Below are 15,529 nucleotides of genomic sequence, written 5' to 3'. Positions count from 1 at the left end.
CGCCGACCGGGCGACGATGGCGAGGGTCGCGGCCGAACATCTCCTGGCTCGGACTGATACCAATCCGGGACGCGTGGCCATCTGTCTCACCGGGGGATCGAGCCCGAGGCAGCTCTATGAACTGCTGGCGACGGACGCTTATCGTGAACGGATTCCATGGCCGCGCGTCCACTGGTTCATCGGTGACGAGCGATATGTTCCGCCCGGCGATTCCCTGCACAACATGACCACGGCACGTCACGTGTTCCTCGATGCCTGCGCGCCGGCCGCCAACATCCACCCGATCGCGACCGATGGGTCGGACCCGGAGGCCAGTGCCCGCGACTATCAGCGCACGCTGCAGGCGTTCTACGGCGCCGCGCGGCTCGACTCCGGGCGGCCGCTGTTCGACCTCGTGCTGCTCGGCATCGGTCCCGACGGCCATGTCGCGTCGCTATTCCCCGGCTTTCCCGCAATCGACGTCACCGATCGCTGGGTTGTCGGCGTCGACAAGGCCCACGTCGCCCCCTTCGTGCCGCGGATCAGCCTGACCTTGCCTGCGCTCTCCTCCTGCCGAACTATGCTGTTCGAGGTCGCCGGTGCCGACAAGCGCGCGATCATGGCGCACGTGCTGGCCGGTGAGGACCTGCCCGCCAATCGCGCCCGCTCGATTCAGGAGACGATCCTGCTCATCGACAGCGAGGCCTGGCCGGAGGGGCGAAGTGGCGAGATCTGACCTGCCCCATGCGCTCGTCATCATGGGCGTGTCCGGCTCCGGCAAGAGCACGATCGGGCAAGCATTGGGCCAGCGCCTCGGCTGGCGCTTCGAGGATGGCGACAGCTTTCACCCGCCCGCGAACGTCGCCAAGATGAGCGCCGGCCACCCGCTCACGGACGAGGATCGCTGGCCCTGGCTGCAGGCCATCGCGGCGGAGATCGCGCGTTGCCGTACCGCGGGCGAGCACATCATCATCGCCTGCTCTGCGCTCAAGAAGGCCTATCGCGACATCCTCGTCGGCGGCCGCAACGATGTCCGCATGGTTTATCTCCAAGGCAGTCAGGAGCTGATCGGCGAGCGGATGAGCCATCGCGAGGGGCACTTCATGCCGCCGGGCCTGCTCGCCAGCCAGTTCGCCACCCTGGAACCACCTGGGGCCGCCGAGCATCCCATCACCGTCTCGGTCGACGCGCCGGTCGCGGCGATCGTGGACGACATCATGCAACAGCTTCACGCCGGTCGGCGCGGCTCCTGACCGCGAACAGGAAGGGCTCATGACCCGCATCGCTCTCGTCGTATCCGACGTCGACGGCACGCTGCTGACCAAGGACAAGGTTCTGACCGAGCGGGCCGCGAAGGTGGCGCGACGGCTGCATGAATGCGGCGTCGCCTTCACGCTCACCTCGAGCCGCCCGGCGATCGGCATGCGCTTTCTGATCGAGCCGCTGCAGATCAGCCTTCCGGTCGGCCCGTTCAACGGCAGCTCGATCATCGGCGCCGACATGCGCCCGCTCGAGCAGAGCCTGATCCCGCCCGCGGCCGCCGCGCGCTGCGTCGATCTTCTCCATCAATCCGGCGTCGACATCTGGGTCTTCACCAATGATGCCTGGCTGACGCGCAATCCGGACGGCGAGTACGTCCCGAACGAGCGGCGCGCCATTCGCGCGGAGCCGACGATCGTCGACGATTTCTCCCCCTATCTGTCGAACGCCTGCAAGATCGTCGGCGCCAGCAGCGATTTCGAGCTGCTGGCCCGCTGCGAGAGCCAGATGCAGCAGGCATTGGGGGCGGAAGCGACCGCTGTCCGCTCGCAGAGCTACTATCTCGACATCACGCCGCCAGGCCGCAACAAGGGCACCTTCGTCAAAGCGATGGCCCAGCGGCTCGGTATCCCGCTCGACCAGGTCGCGACCATCGGCGACATGCATAATGACGTCGCGATGTTCGAGGTGAGCGGCTTGTCGATCGCCATGGGCAACGCCAGTGACGAGGTGAAGAGCAAAGCCAAGCGCATCACCACGTCCAACCAGGACGAAGGGTTTGCCAATGCGATGGAGATGATCCTGGCGGAGAACGCGCAAGGCTCATCCGCAAGCTGACGCGCGGCAGCTCAGGCTTCCGACCGCTGCCTCGCGGGTTTGTCGCTGGCCTTCTTGGCGCTGCTCAGATTCTGCGCCGTGTTGATCAGCGCGATATGCGTCAGCGCCTGGGGAAAGTTGCCGGTCTGCCGCCGTGCCTCGGTGTCGTACTCCTCGGCCAGCAGCCCGACGTCGTTGGCGATGTTCACCACGCGGCGGAACAGCGTCTCGGCTTTTTCGGTGGCGCCCGCCAGAACATGCGCGTCGGCCAGCCACAGCGTGCAGGCCAGGAACGCGCCTTCGATCGGCTGCTGCTCGTCCGGAGAGACGTCGCGCGGATCGTGCCGGAGCACGAAGCCATCCCGCAGCAGATGCTGCTCGATCGCCTCGACCGTGCCGCGAATGCGCGGATCGGAGCACGGCAGGAAGCCGACCGCCGGCAACAGCAGCAGGCTGGCATCGAGCAGCCGCGAGCCATAGGACTCGACGAAGCTGCCGAGTCCTTCGTCGTAGCCCCTGTCGCAGACGTCGCGATGAATGGTCTCGCGCAGCCGCCGCCAGCGCTCCAGCGGCGCCTTGAACCCAAATTTCTCCGCGCTCTTGATCGCGCGATCGAACGCAACCCAGGTCATCACCTTGGAAAACACGTAATGACGGCCATCGCCGCGGCGTTCCCAGATGCCGTGGTCGGGCTGGTCCCACACGTCGGTGAGATGGTCGAGCACCGCGCATTCCAGGTCCCAGGTGCCGTCCTCCAGCTTGAGCTTGGTCATGCGGGCCTGGTGGAAGGCATCCATCAGCTCGCCGTAGACGTCGAGCTGGAGCTGCGCATGCGCGGCATTGCCGATCCGCACCGGCTGGGCACCCTCGTAGCCCGGCAGCCACTCGGCCTCCCACTCCATCAGCCGCCGCTGGCCCATGATGCCATACATGATCTGCATGTAGGCGGGAGCGCCGGCCGCGGCGCGCAGCAGCCAGTTGTGCCAGGCCAGCGCTTCCTCGGTGTAGCCCGAGTTCATCAGCGCCAGCAGCGTGAATGTCGCGTCACGCAGCCAGCAGAACCGGTAGTCCCAGTTGCGCCGGCCGCCGAGCTTCTCCGGCAGCGAGGTGGTCGGCGCCGCGACGATGCCGCCGGTCGGCGCGTAGGTGAGCGCCTTCAAGGTGATCAGCGAGCGCATCACGAGCGCGCGATGCTCGTCCTGATGGGTGCAGCGCCGCGACCAGTCGGCCCAGAACGTTTCGGTGTCATCAAGCGCCTGATCCGGATCGATCGCCTTGGGCACCGGCAGATGCGACGGACCGTAGGTGAGCACGAAGGGCACGGTGTCGCCGGCAGCGACCTCGAACTCCGCCACCGTGGTCATGTCCTCGCCGCGGGTGGCGACCGGCGTGTGCAACACCGCCATGTCCTGGCCGCAGATGGCGAGCAGCGCGGAGCGATCCTCGGAACGCTTGACCCAGGGAATCTCGATGCCGAAGCCGAAGCGGATGATCAGCTCCATCCGCATGGCGACCCGGCCGGAGACGCCGCGGACCAGCCGAACGACATCGGAGGCGCTGCCCCGTGGCGGCATGAAATCGATCACCTCGACGGTGCCGGTCGCAGTTTCGTATCGCGTCTCGAGGATGAGGCTGTCGCCGCGATAACGGCGAGACGTCGATCGGACGTCGCCGCGCGGCTCGATCAGCCAGCGGCCATGGCTGCGATCGCCCAGCAAGGCTGCGAAACAGGCATCCGAATCGAACGCCGGCCAACACAGCCAGTCGATCGACCCGCTCCGGCTCACCAGGGCAGCCGTCTCACAATCACCAATCAGCGCGTAGTCTTCGATCCTGCAGGACATTTGGCATCCGCGTGCAACTGCCCCCCGCAATCCCCCCGTTCTAAACGCCGGCCGGGCTGATCCGTTCGGCGGTCGCCGCCTTCAACGCCGCGACGCTGGTCGCACCGGCGATGTCCTCGAGCTTGATCGGCATCTTGCGGCGCCAGTTCGGATGCTCGTCGATCGTGCCGGGAATATTGGGCTGATCGACCACTTCCAGCAGATCCTCCAGGGAAATCACCAGCAGCCGGGACCGCGTCCGCGACAGGAAGGCGATCGCTGAGTGGACGTCGTTGGCTCGAATGCCGTTTTGGCGGAGCACCTCGTCCCAGAGCCCCAACGCATCCCAGCGATCCTGGTCGCTTTCACCGGGATCGATGCCCAGCCCGCGTTTGGTCTTGAGATCGCCGAACGAGCGCCAGCCGGCGTAGGTCGAGAGATCGTGGGTATTCAGCGTCACCAGCGCATTCGGCGGATAGAAGTCGACATCGCGGAAGCGCCCGTTGTCGTCGCGTTCGAAGATCATCACCTTGTAGGACCACAGTCCCCAATCGGCCATCTGCTCGCGAAAGCCCTCTGGCACGGTGCCGAGATCCTCGCCGATGACGATGCATTCGTTGGCGACGCTCTCGATGACGGTTGCGGCGAGCAGCGCCTCGAACGGCATCTGCACGTAAGCGCCCTGCTTGGCCGGAAATCCGTGCGGCACCAGATAGAGCCGCTTCAAACCGAGCACATGGTCGAGCCGGATCGCGCCGGCATGCCGCATCGACGCCCGGACCATTTCCCGGAACGGCTCGAAATTCTTCAGCGCCAGTCCGGGCGCGTTGAAGCCGGCGAGCCCCCAGTTCTGCCCGACCGTGTTCAAGGGATCGGGCGGCGCCCCGACCGACAGCGTGCGCGAAATGGCGCCCTGCTCGTTCCAGGCATCGAAACCGTCGGATTGAACGCCGACCGCGACGTCGAGATACAGACCGACCTTCATTCCCAGCCGCTGCGCGAGATCCCTGCAATGGCGCAATTGTCGTTCGGCGAGCCATTGCACATAGGCGACGAAATCAGTCTCCCTCCGGTCGGGGCCGCTGAGCAGCGCCGCGCAGCGCCCAGCATCGGGCTGCCGCCACTCCTCGGGCCAGTCCCACCAGGGCTTCTGGAAGCGATGCCGCAACACCTCGAAGCAGGTGAAGCGCGCCAGCAGATCGCCGCGCTCGGCGCGGTAGGCCTTGAACTCCGCCGCCGCGGCGGCGTCGGGCGCAGCCATGAAGGCGTCGAAAGCCGCGCGCAAGGCCGGCCATTTCAACGCCGCCACTCCCTTGTAGTCCACCAGCTCGGCCTGCCGCAGCGGCTCGAGCACCTTGCTGTCCGGCCCCTTCGCGAAGCCGGGCGCCTGCTCCACATCGACATAGAGCGCATTCAGGAACAGCCGGCTATTCGGTGCATAGGGGCTGAAATCGCCCGGCCGGTCGTCGAACAGCGCGTGCAGCGGATTGAGGCCGACGCCATCGGCGCCGAGCTTGGCGCAAAGCGTGATGAGATCGGCAAGATCGGTGAAATCGCCCATGCCCCAGTTGCGACCGGATCGAATGCCGTAGAGCTGGACCGCCAGCAGCCAGACGCGATCGAAATCACCGCCGAAGGCCTTCGCCGGCGCGACCAGCAGCGGCAGCTCCTCGCGGTACGACGACGCATCCACCAGCTCGAGGCGATAGCTGCCGACCGGCAGATCACCCGGCCACTCGACCAGGGCCTCAGCGGCCTGCCCGGAGGCTGTCTCAGCGTCGCCACGCCTGATGGTCCACCTGACTGGCAGCTTGGCCGCCTCGTTGAGGCGGCTGCGCGCCGGCTGCCCGGACCGAATCACGACCGCGCCGCTCAGCAGCCGATGCGGCGTGGGCCTGGGAAAAGCCTCAACGATGATCTTGAGCGCCGCTTCGTCGGTGACACGACGCTGCCCCTGACCATCGTAGAATTCTGTCAGGATTCCGAGACTATGGGCTTCGCTGTAGAGATCCATTCGGCACGCGATCTGGACGTAACGGGAGACGTACGTCGTAAATTGTTGTGGGACGGCAAGAAGATAAGCCCCTAACGCCGCGACGTGGCCGTCGTTCCCGGGGGAACAAAACGAGCCTTGCAGCTTTATAAGGGGGTCGTCTCGGCTTCTAGCGAACCGGGACGCCGTTTTCTTGTCAATGGCATCACCGTGAACAAATTTGCGCACACGTTCGAGAGCGTCACCCCCAAGGACGCTTTCTCCCCTATTCTGCCCTCTTTTGAGGAGAGCCGCATCTGCCGAGACCGAGACATCTTTCGAGACGCCTCCGATCGCAGCTGCATCATCATCCTCTCTCCTAGGTGAGGGCCTCGTGAACCTGATGTCATCCCTGGATTCGCCGAGTCTGCAGACCGAGACCGACGGCGACGGTCTCTGGTACAAGGACGCGATCATCTATCAGCTGCACGTCAAGGCGTTCGCCGACAGCAACAATGACGGCGTCGGCGACTTCGCCGGCCTGACCGACAAGCTGGATTATCTGCAGGACCTCGGCGTCACCACGCTGTGGCTGCTGCCGTTTTACCCCTCGCCCGGCCGCGACGACGGCTACGACATCGCCGATTACGGCAGCATCAATCCCGATTTCGGGACGATGAAGGAGTTCAAGCGCTTCATCCAGGAGGCCAAGCGGCGCGGCCTGCGGGTGATCACCGAGCTCGTGGTCAATCACACCTCCGACCAGCATCACTGGTTCAAGCGCGCTCGGCGCAGTCCGCCCGGCTCCAGCGCCCGCAACTGGTACGTCTGGAGCGACACCGACCAGAAATATCTCGGCACCCGAATCATCTTCACCGATACCGAGAAGTCCAACTGGACCTGGGATCCGGAGGCCGGCCAGTTCTACTGGCACCGCTTCTTCTCGCACCAGCCGGACCTCAATTTCGACAATCCGCGCGTGGTCAACGCGATCATCCAGGTGATGAAACGCTGGCTCGATGCCGGCGTCGACGGCTTCCGGCTTGACGCCATCCCCTACCTCTGCGAGCGCGACGGCACCAACAACGAAAACCTCCCCGAGACGCATGCGATCATCAAGCGCCTGCGTGTCGAGCTCGACAATTACGCCAAGGACAAGCTGCTGCTGGCGGAAGCCAATCAGTGGCCGGAGGACGTTCAGGAATATTTCGGCCAGGGCGACGAATGCCATATGGCCTATCACTTCCCGCTAATGCCGCGCATCTACATGGCGATCGCCCAGGAGGACCGCTTCCCGATCACCGACATCCTTCGCCAGACGCCCGACATCCCCGCGACCTGCCAATGGGCGCTGTTCCTGCGCAACCATGACGAGCTGACGTTGGAGATGGTGACCGACGTCGAGCGCGACTATCTGTGGTCGACCTACGCCAACGATCCGCGCGCACGCATCAATGTCGGCATCCGCCGCCGCCTCGCGCCGCTGATGGACAACGACCGGCGCAAGATCGAGCTGATGAACTCGCTGCTGATGTCGTTCCCCGGCACGCCGATCATCTATTACGGCGACGAGATCGGGATGGGTGACAACATCTATCTCGGCGACCGCAACGGCGTACGAACGCCGATGCAATGGACGCCCGACCGCAATGGGGGCTTCTCGCGCGCCGACCCGGCGCGGCTCTACGCGCCGATGATCATGGACCCGGTGTACGGCTACGAGGCGGTCAACGTCGAGGCGCAGTCGCGCAGCCTGTCGTCGCTTTTGAACGCCACCAAGAAGCTGATCTCGATGCGCAAGTCGACGCTGGCCTTCGGCAGGGGCACCATGACCTTCATCCGCCCGGCCAACCGGTCGGTTCTGGCCTATGTCCGCCAGTACAAGGACGAGGTCATCCTCTGCGTCGCCAACCTGTCGCGCTCGGCGCAGGCGACCGAGCTCGATCTCTCGCCGTTCAAGGATCGCGTCCCGATCGAAATGCTCGGCCGCTCGCGCTTTCCCGCCATCGGCGAGCTGCCTTACATGATCACGCTCGCGCCCTACGGATTCTACTGGTTCCAGCTCAAGGAGCGGGAGAAGTCGGAGCCCATCATCCAGCGCGCGGTACCGGAGTTCGAGACGCTGGTCGTGCCGCTCGGCTCGACCTGGGTATCGCTGGCTCGCACTCGCAGCGTGTTCGAACGCGACGTTCTGCCCGGTCATCTGGCGCGCGCGCGATGGTACCCCGAGCGCTCGGCGGACGCGATCCATCCGACGCTGACCTCGGCGATCCCGTTCTGCGACATCGGCGACAACCGGCCCTGGCTGATCTTCTTTAAGGCCGCGGAGCGCGACGACAGGCTGCGCTATCTGCTGCCGATGCAGATCGAATGGGTCCGCTTCGATCGCGATCGCTACAATCCGCAAGCCCTTGCCGCCGTGCGCCAGGGCGCCCGCGAGGGAACGCTGCTCGATGCGGCGACCAGCCCGATCTTTCTCGCGCTGCTCCTGCACAATCTGAAGCAATCGCTGACGGTCGAGGAAAACGGTGTGCGCCTCGAATTCCGGCCGACGCCGCGGTTTCCGGACAAGCCAATCCGCGAATCCGAGCAGGTGCGCGTGGTCGAGACCGACCGCTGCAGCAGCAAAGCGGTGGTCAACAACGAGTTCTTCATCAAGATCCGCCGCGAGCTGGAGGCCGGCCCGCATCCGGAGATCGAGATCGGCCGATTCCTCACGGAGGCGGTGGGCTTCGCCAATGTCCCGCCGCTGCTCGGGAGCATCGAGGTGATCCAGGAGGGCGAGCGGCAGACCGTCGGCTGCGTCCATGGTTTCATCGAGAACCAGGGCGACGGCTGGACCGTCAGCGCCGCCTATCTCGATCGCTACGTCGACGACCAGCGCGTGTTCGCCGCGAGCGGCGACGTGCGGCAGAGCGAGGAGCTGTCGCCCTATCTGCGCTACATGGCGCAGGCGGGCCGTCGCGTCGGCGAACTGCATGCGGCGCTTGCCTCGCGCAGCGACGTCGCCGATTTCGCGCCCGAACCCACGACCGCAGATCATCTCGATCACTGGATCGACCGGCTGCGCGCCCAGGCCGGACGGGTCCTGACGGACCTGAGCGAGCGCCGCGATCACCTCAAGGATCCGGAACGAGGGCTGGTCGACCAGGTGCTCGCCAGGCGCGGCGAGTTGTCGGAGCGCCTCAGCAGCCTGATCCCACACCATGTCGGCGGCTGCGACATCCGGCTGCATGGCGATTTCCATCTCGGCCAGATCCTCATCGTCAAGGATGATATCTTCATCATCGATTTCGACGGCGACGAGGAGCAGCCGCTCGCCGAGCGCCTGCGCAAGGCGCCGCCGGCCCGCGACATCGCGGGCTTCCTGCGCTCGATCGATTGCTCGGTCCGCGTCGCGCTCGAGCGTGCTCTGAGGGCAGGCCCGGACGATCACGGCCGGATCCCCGCCGCCCTGTCGGAATGGCGCGACCAGGCTGTGACGGCCTTTTTGACGGGTTATCGGGAGATCAAGGCCAACCAGTGCCTCTGGCCGGACGATCCGCACACCGCGGAGGCGCTCCTTAACTTTTTCATGCTGGAAAAAGCCCTCGGAGCGCTCGAATATGATCTGGCTCACCGGCCGGACTGGTTGCGCGTTGCATTGGGCAACCTGCTTCGCGTCCTGTCCGAGCCAGCATCAGCCAGCGAGTCCTCATGACCCATCTTTCTCCCGAGGCGTTTGCGATCATCGAAGGTCGGCATGCCGACCCGTTTCGCTATCTCGGTCAGCACAATGTCGACGGGCGGACCGTCGTGCGTGCCTTCCTGCCCGAGGCCTCGCGGGTCGAGGTGGTCGGCGAGCACGGCGAAGTCTCGCCGCTGACGCGCATCCATGATGCCGGCCTGTTCACCGGGACCATGCCGTCGCTGCAGCGCTATCGGCTTCGGGCGACATTCGGCGACCACGTCACCGACCTCGAGGATCCCTATCGTTTCCTGCCGATCCTGAGCGATTTCGACCTGCATCTGCTCGGCGAAGGCAACCATGAGCGGCTTTACGACAAGCTTGGCGCGCATCCGATGGTGCTCGACGGCGTCGATGGCGTCGGATTCGTCGTACTCGCGCCCAATGCACGTCGCGTCAGCGTGGTCGGCGATTTCAACTTCTGGAATGCGCGGCGCCACCCGATGCGCGTCCGCGGCAACGGCTATTGGGAGCTGTTCATTCCCCGCGCCAGGGCCGGCGACCACTACAAGTTCGACATCATCGGTCCGCGGGGCGAGCACCTGCCGCTGAAATCGGACCCGATGGCCTTCGCGGCCGAGATGCGTCCCAAGACCGCATCGATCGTGATCGACGAAACCAGCCTGCCGCGGCCTCAGCCGGCGCCACATGACATCAACAAACTGAATCGACCGGTCTCGATCTACGAGGTGCATCTCGGCTCCTGGCGGCGCAAGGACAACAACCAGTGGCTGACCTATCGCGAGCTCGCCGAGCAGTTGCCGGCCTATGCACGCGACATGGGCTTCACGCACATCGAATTCCTGCCCGTCAGCGAGCATCCGTTCGACGGCTCCTGGGGCTATCAGCCGACCGGCCTGTTCGCGCCGACCAGCCGCTTTGGCAGTCCCGAGGATTTCTGCGCGCTGGTCGATGCCTGCCACCGCGAAGGCCTTGCGGTGTGGCTCGACTGGGTGCCGGGCCATTTCCCGGATGATCCGCACGGCCTCGGCCATTTTGACGGGACGGCGCTTTACGAGCACGCCAACCCGATGCAGGGCCGGCATCTCGATTGGGGCACGCTGATCTACAATTACGGCCGCACCGAAGTCGCCAACTTCCTGCGCTCGAACGCGCTGTTCTGGCTGGAGCGCTACGGCATCGACGGCCTGCGCGTCGATGCCGTCGCCTCGATGCTCTATCTCGACTACAGCCGTCCCTCCGGCGGCTGGATCCCGAACAAATATGGCGGGCGCGAGAATCTCGAGGCGATCGAGTTTCTGCGTCGGACCAATATCGACGTGTTCGGTCATTTCCCGCAGGCGACCACGGCTGCCGAGGAATCCACGGCATGGCCGCAGGTGTCGCGCCCAGTTGACATGGGCGGGCTCGGCTTCGGCTACAAGTGGAACATGGGCTGGATGCATGACACCTTGCGCTACATCAGCAAGGATCCGATCCACCGCAAATATCACCACGGCGAGATTCTGTTCGGCCTTCACTACGCATTTTCCGAAAACTTCATCCTGCCGCTGTCGCATGACGAGGTCGTGCACGGCAAGCGCTCCATTCTCGGCCGGATGCCCGGCGACGACTGGCAGCGCTTTGCGAATCTGCGCGCCTATTACAGCTTCATGTTCGGGCATCCCGGCAAGAAGCTCCTGTTCATGGGCTGCGAGCTCGCCCAGGAGCGCGAGTGGAATCACGACACCTCGCTCGACTGGCATCTACTCGGCGATGCCAAATATGCCGGCATCCAGGCCCTGATCCGCGACCTCAACCATCTCTACCGCAACGTGCCGGCGCTGCATGAGCGGGACTGCGAGCCGGACGGATTCGAGTGGCTGATCGCCGATGACGCAGACCGCAACGTGTTCGCCTGGGTGCGAAAGGGCTTCGATGAGCACGCGCGCTGCGTCGTGGTCGTGAACTTTTCGCCCAACGTGTATTACAATTACCGGGTCCGCGTGCCGTTCGGCGGCAAATGGAGGGAAGCTTTCAATTCCGACTCCCTGCATTATGGCGGCAGCAATGTCGGCAATGTCGGCCAGGTCCATGCCTCTGAAGAACACCAGCTCAACCTCATCCTCCCGCCCATGGCAGCGGTATTTCTCGTCCCGGAAGCCTGACGCAATGCGTCTGGCCGCTGGAAGCCACGCCCGTCTCGGAGCAACCTGGGACGGACGGGGGACCAATTTTGCGTTGTTCTCCGCCAATGCCGAGAAGGTCGAGCTCTGTCTGTTCGACAGCCAGGGCCGGCGAGAGATCGAGCGGATCGAACTGCCGGAGCGGACGGAAGATGTCTGGCACGGCTATCTCAACGACGTCTCGCCGGGGCAGCTCTACGGCTACCGCGTCTACGGTCCATACGAGCCGGAGCGCGGCCACCGCTTCAATGCCAACAAGCTGCTGCTCGACCCCTATGCCAAGCGGCTCGCCGGCCGGCTGGTCTGGAGCGATGCCCATTTCGCCTACCGCGCCGGCTCGCCGCGCGAGGATCTCTCGTTCGATCGGCGCGACAATGCCCGCGGCATGCCCAAGGCGGTCGTCATCGACGAGACCTTCAACTGGGGCCGGCGTGAGATGCGGCCGCAGATCCCGTGGGAGGACACGATCATCTACGAGGCCCACGTCAAGGGCCTGACCAACAAGCGCGACGACGTGCCGCCCAATCTGCGCGGCACCTATGGCGGACTCTCCTCGCCCGCGATGATCAAGCATCTGAAGCGGCTCGGCGTCACGACGATCGAGCTGCTTCCGATCCACGCCTTCATCGACGACCGCATGCTGGTCGAGAAGAAGCTCGTCAACTACTGGGGCTACAACACCATTTCCTTCTTCGCGCCGGAGCTGCGCTACGCGCAGGACAATCCGCTCGATGCCTTCCGAACGACGGTGGCGCGGCTGCACGATGCCGGCATCGAGGTGATGCTGGACGTGGTCTACAACCACACCGCCGAGGGCAACCATCTTGGGCCGACCCTGTGCTATCGTGGCATCGACAACGCCTCCTACTACTGGCTCCAGCCCGACAATCCGCGCTTCTACGACGACTTCACTGGTTGCGGCTCGTCGGTGAACCTCACCCATCCGCGCGTGCTGCAGATGGTGATGGACTCGCTGCGTTACTGGGTCGAGGTCTGTCACGTCGACGGCTTCCGCTTCGATCTCGCGACGACGTTGGCGCGCGAGAAGCACGGCTTCGACCGGCGCAGCGGGTTTCTCACTGCGATCCGCCAGGACCCCGTGCTCGCCGGCGTGAAGCTCGTGGCAGAGCCGTGGGACGTCGGCCTCGGCGGCTACCAGGTCGGTGCCTTCCCGTCGCAATGGTCGGAGTGGAACGACCGCTATCGCAGCGCCATGCGCCGCTACTGGAGCGGCGAAGGCAGCTTGATCGGCGAGGTTTCGAGCCGCATGACCGGCTCGTCCGACATCTTCAATCACGACGGCCGTAGCCAACGCGCCAGCGTCAATCACGTCACCGTCCATGACGGCTTCACGCTGGCGGACCTGTTCAGCTACAACAGCAAGCACAACGAGGCGAACGGCGAGGACAATCGCGACGGCTCCAACGACAATCACAGCAACAATTGCGGCCATGAAGGCCCGACCGACGACGTCGCGATCAATGCGATGCGCCGACAGTTGCGCAAGAACCAGCTCGCCTGTCTGTTCCTCGCGCAGGGTCTGCCGATCCTGCTCGCAGGCGACGAGGTTGGCAACTCGCAGCACGGCAACAACAACGCCTATTGCCAGGACAACGAGGTCGGCTGGGTGGACTGGAGCGGCATGGGCCGCGAGGGCGACGACCTCATCGACTTCATCGCGCACATGACCGAGCTGCGCCGCCGCTTCGGCCAGATTCGCGCGCGCCGCTGGCTGGACGGCCGCCGCTCGGACGGCAGCTTCGGCGTGCTGTGGCTGACGCCTTCGGCAGAGGAGATGACGCAAACCGACTGGACCTTTCCCGGCGGACGATTTCTCGCCTACGTGCTCGCCCCGTTGGAACAGGAGCAGGCTCCGATCTTTATCGTTCTGAATGCAGCGCCCGAAGAGATTGGATTCAAATTGCCCGAGCTCGCCGAATACAAGACGTGGCAACAGGTCCTCGACACCACCGAAGCCCAGCAGAAGCAGGTCGATTTCACCGCCGGGGCCGACCTCAAGGCTCCGCCCCGCTCCGTGCTGGCGTATGCGGGCCTGCCATGAGCCCCCGTCAGTTCGGACCTCGCATCACCGGGAAAGGCACGACGTTCCGGTTGTGGGCTCCCGCCGCCAAGCGCGTCGATCTGGTGCTCGACGGCAAGCATGAGATGCAGCGCCTCGACGGCGGCTGGTATGCGCTCGAGGTCGCCGGCGTCGGCGCCGGCACGCAATATAAGTTCCGCATTGACGGCGAGCTCGACGTTCCGGATCCCGGCTCGGATTTCCAGCCAGAGGACGTCTCCGGTCCGAGCGAAGTCATCGATCACCGCGCCTACACCTGGCGCTCGGAAAACTGGCGCGGCCGCCCGTGGCAGGATGCCGTGTTCCTGGAAAGTCATGTCGGCACCTTCACGTCGGAAGGCACCTACCGCTCGATGATCGACAAGCTCGATCACCTCGTCGAGACCGGCATCACGGCACTCGAGCTGATGCCGCTGGCGGATTTCGCCGGCCGGCGCAATTGGGGCTATGACGGCGTGCTGCTCTACGCACCCGACAGCGTCTACGGCCGGCCCGACGACCTGCGGGCGTTGATCGACGAGGCCCATTTGCGTGGGGTGATGGTGTTTCTCGACGTCGTCTACAATCACTTCGGCCCGGAGGGAAACTACATCGGCCTGTATGCACCGACCTTCTTCACCGATGCGCATACGCCATGGGGCAGCGCGATCGACTACCGGCGCGCGGAAGTGTGCGCCTTCGCGATCGAGAACGCGCTGCATTGGCTGACGAATTATCGCTTCGACGGCCTGCGCTTCGATGCGGTCAATCACATCCTGTCCAACGAGGGTGAGATCCCGATGCTGCACGATCTGAGCGCGGCGGTTGGCAAGCTTGTCGAAGCAACCGGGCGGCACATCCATCTGGTGCTCGAAAACGGCGACAACCGCGCCAGCATGCTGGATTCCGCGGAGGAGCCGCCGCGCGGCAAATTCCGCGCGCAGTGGAACGACGATTATCATCATGCCTGGCACGTCATGCTGACGGGCGAGAGTGGCGGCTATTACGGCGACTACCAGCAGGCGCCGCGCCGCGATCTCGCTCGCGCGCTCGCCTCCGGCTTCGTCTATCAGGGCGAGCCCGCGGCATTCTGGGGCGGCGATCCGCGGGGTGAGCCGAGCGGTCATCTGGCCCCCGGAGCATTCGTCAACTTCCTGCAGAACCACGACCAGATCGGCAACCGCGTGTTCGGCGACCGGCTCGAGGCGCTGGCGCCGCCGCAAGGGATCGCGGCGGCGCTCGCGGTGACGCTGCTGGCGCCGACCGTGCCGATGCTGTTCATGGGCGAGGAATGGGGCTCGAAGCAGCCGTTCCCATTCTTCTGCGACTTCCAGGGCGACCTTGCGCATGCCGTGCGCAAGGGACGCCGCAAGGAGTATGAGTGGGCATACGCCAAGCATGGCGACGAGGTCCCCGATCCGCTCGACATCGAAACCTTCAAGTCCGCGATCATCGACTGGGACTCCCGCAATGAGTCGCCGGGGCGCGATCGTCTGGCGTTGGTGCGCGCGCTCCTCGCCGTGCGTCACAAGGAGGTTGCGCCGCGGCTTCCGGGCGCAAAATTCGGCGACGCTGATGTGACCGATGACGGTCGCCTGACCGCGCATTGGGAGATGGGCGATGGCAGCAGGCTGACTCTGCTTGCCAACGTCTCGGACAAGGAGGTTGCCGGCCAGCCGGATGGAGTCCCGGGCACTCCGATCTGGGGCGGCACGCCTGGAGACCGCCTGCCGCGGTGGTCCGTGTTCTGGAGCATCGGAGGATAGC

At 65.0% G+C, this 15,529-nt stretch carries 9 protein-coding genes; 7 read left to right on the top strand and 2 right to left on the bottom strand.

The genetic code is table 11. From position 1 onward, the window contains the following. The first annotated feature begins 16 nt into the window (after positions 1-16). The 3 genes from pgl to QW881_RS07625 are packed head-to-tail and all read left to right on the top strand — an operon-like array spanning position 17 to position 2,076. On the top strand, positions 17-715 hold the full coding sequence (pgl, locus tag QW881_RS07635) for a 6-phosphogluconolactonase (protein WP_315755493.1): 699 nt from the start codon (positions 17-19) through the stop codon (positions 713-715). Next, complete coding sequence (locus tag QW881_RS07630) at positions 702-1,232, top strand: gluconokinase (protein ID WP_315755262.1); 531 nt, start codon at positions 702-704, stop codon at positions 1,230-1,232. The genes pgl and QW881_RS07630 overlap by 14 nt, the downstream gene beginning before the upstream one ends. 19 nt (positions 1,233-1,251) lie before the next feature. Next, on the top strand, positions 1,252-2,076 hold the full coding sequence (locus QW881_RS07625; protein WP_315738656.1) for an HAD family hydrolase: 825 nt from the start codon (positions 1,252-1,254) through the stop codon (positions 2,074-2,076). A gap of 11 nt (positions 2,077-2,087) precedes the next feature. Here the strand turns inward: QW881_RS07625 and QW881_RS07620 are convergent, their stop codons facing one another. After that, positions 2,088-3,899 (bottom strand): glycoside hydrolase family 15 protein, encoded by a 1,812-nt coding sequence (locus QW881_RS07620; RefSeq protein WP_315755261.1) that lies wholly within the window; start codon positions 3,897-3,899, stop codon positions 2,088-2,090. A gap of 40 nt (positions 3,900-3,939) precedes the next feature. Next, positions 3,940-5,892, bottom strand: coding sequence for a 4-alpha-glucanotransferase (gene malQ / locus QW881_RS07615; protein WP_315755259.1), 1,953 nt, complete (start codon positions 5,890-5,892; stop codon positions 3,940-3,942). A 352-nt stretch (positions 5,893-6,244) separates the two neighbouring features. Here malQ and treS point away from each other — a divergent pair, with 352 nt between their 5' ends. Genes treS through treZ form a run of 4 tightly spaced genes read left to right on the top strand, consistent with a single transcriptional unit; the run spans position 6,245 to position 15,528 of the window. After that, positions 6,245-9,550, top strand: coding sequence for a maltose alpha-D-glucosyltransferase (gene treS / locus QW881_RS07610; protein ID WP_315755258.1), 3,306 nt, complete (start codon positions 6,245-6,247; stop codon positions 9,548-9,550). Further along, complete coding sequence (gene glgB, locus QW881_RS07605) at positions 9,547-11,685, top strand: 1,4-alpha-glucan branching protein GlgB (protein WP_315755257.1); 2,139 nt, start codon at positions 9,547-9,549, stop codon at positions 11,683-11,685. Before treS ends, glgB begins: the two co-directional genes overlap by 4 nt. Positions 11,686-11,689: 4 nt before the next feature. Then, positions 11,690-13,765 (top strand): glycogen debranching protein GlgX, encoded by a 2,076-nt coding sequence (gene glgX, locus QW881_RS07600; RefSeq protein WP_315755256.1) that lies wholly within the window; start codon positions 11,690-11,692, stop codon positions 13,763-13,765. Further along, positions 13,762-15,528 (top strand): malto-oligosyltrehalose trehalohydrolase, encoded by a 1,767-nt coding sequence (treZ, locus tag QW881_RS07595; protein WP_315755255.1) that lies wholly within the window; start codon positions 13,762-13,764, stop codon positions 15,526-15,528. The genes glgX and treZ overlap by 4 nt, the downstream gene beginning before the upstream one ends. The last annotated feature ends 1 nt before the right edge of the window (position 15,529 follow it).

The sequence above is a fragment of the Bradyrhizobium sp. SZCCHNS3016 genome, from assembly GCF_032484535.1.
Classification (GTDB): domain Bacteria; phylum Pseudomonadota; class Alphaproteobacteria; order Rhizobiales; family Xanthobacteraceae; genus Bradyrhizobium.
This window is presented reverse-complemented; position numbering and strand designations above follow the sequence as displayed.

Bases quoted from the DNA above. Each gene is read 5' to 3' on its own strand.
- pgl (WP_315755493.1), top strand. From the start codon at position 17: ATGGCGAGGGTCGCGGCCGAACATCTCCTGGCTCGGACTGATACCAAT.
- QW881_RS07625 (WP_315738656.1), top strand. From the start codon at position 1,252: ATGACCCGCATCGCTCTCGTCGTATCCGACGTCGACGGCACGCTGCTG.
- QW881_RS07620 (WP_315755261.1), bottom strand. From the start codon at position 3,899: ATGTCCTGCAGGATCGAAGACTACGCGCTGATTGGTGATTGTGAGACG.
- malQ (WP_315755259.1), bottom strand. From the start codon at position 5,892: ATGGATCTCTACAGCGAAGCCCATAGTCTCGGAATCCTGACAGAATTC.
- glgB (WP_315755257.1), top strand. From the start codon at position 9,547: ATGACCCATCTTTCTCCCGAGGCGTTTGCGATCATCGAAGGTCGGCAT.
- glgX (WP_315755256.1), top strand. From the start codon at position 11,690: ATGCGTCTGGCCGCTGGAAGCCACGCCCGTCTCGGAGCAACCTGGGAC.
- treZ (WP_315755255.1), top strand. From the start codon at position 13,762: ATGAGCCCCCGTCAGTTCGGACCTCGCATCACCGGGAAAGGCACGACG.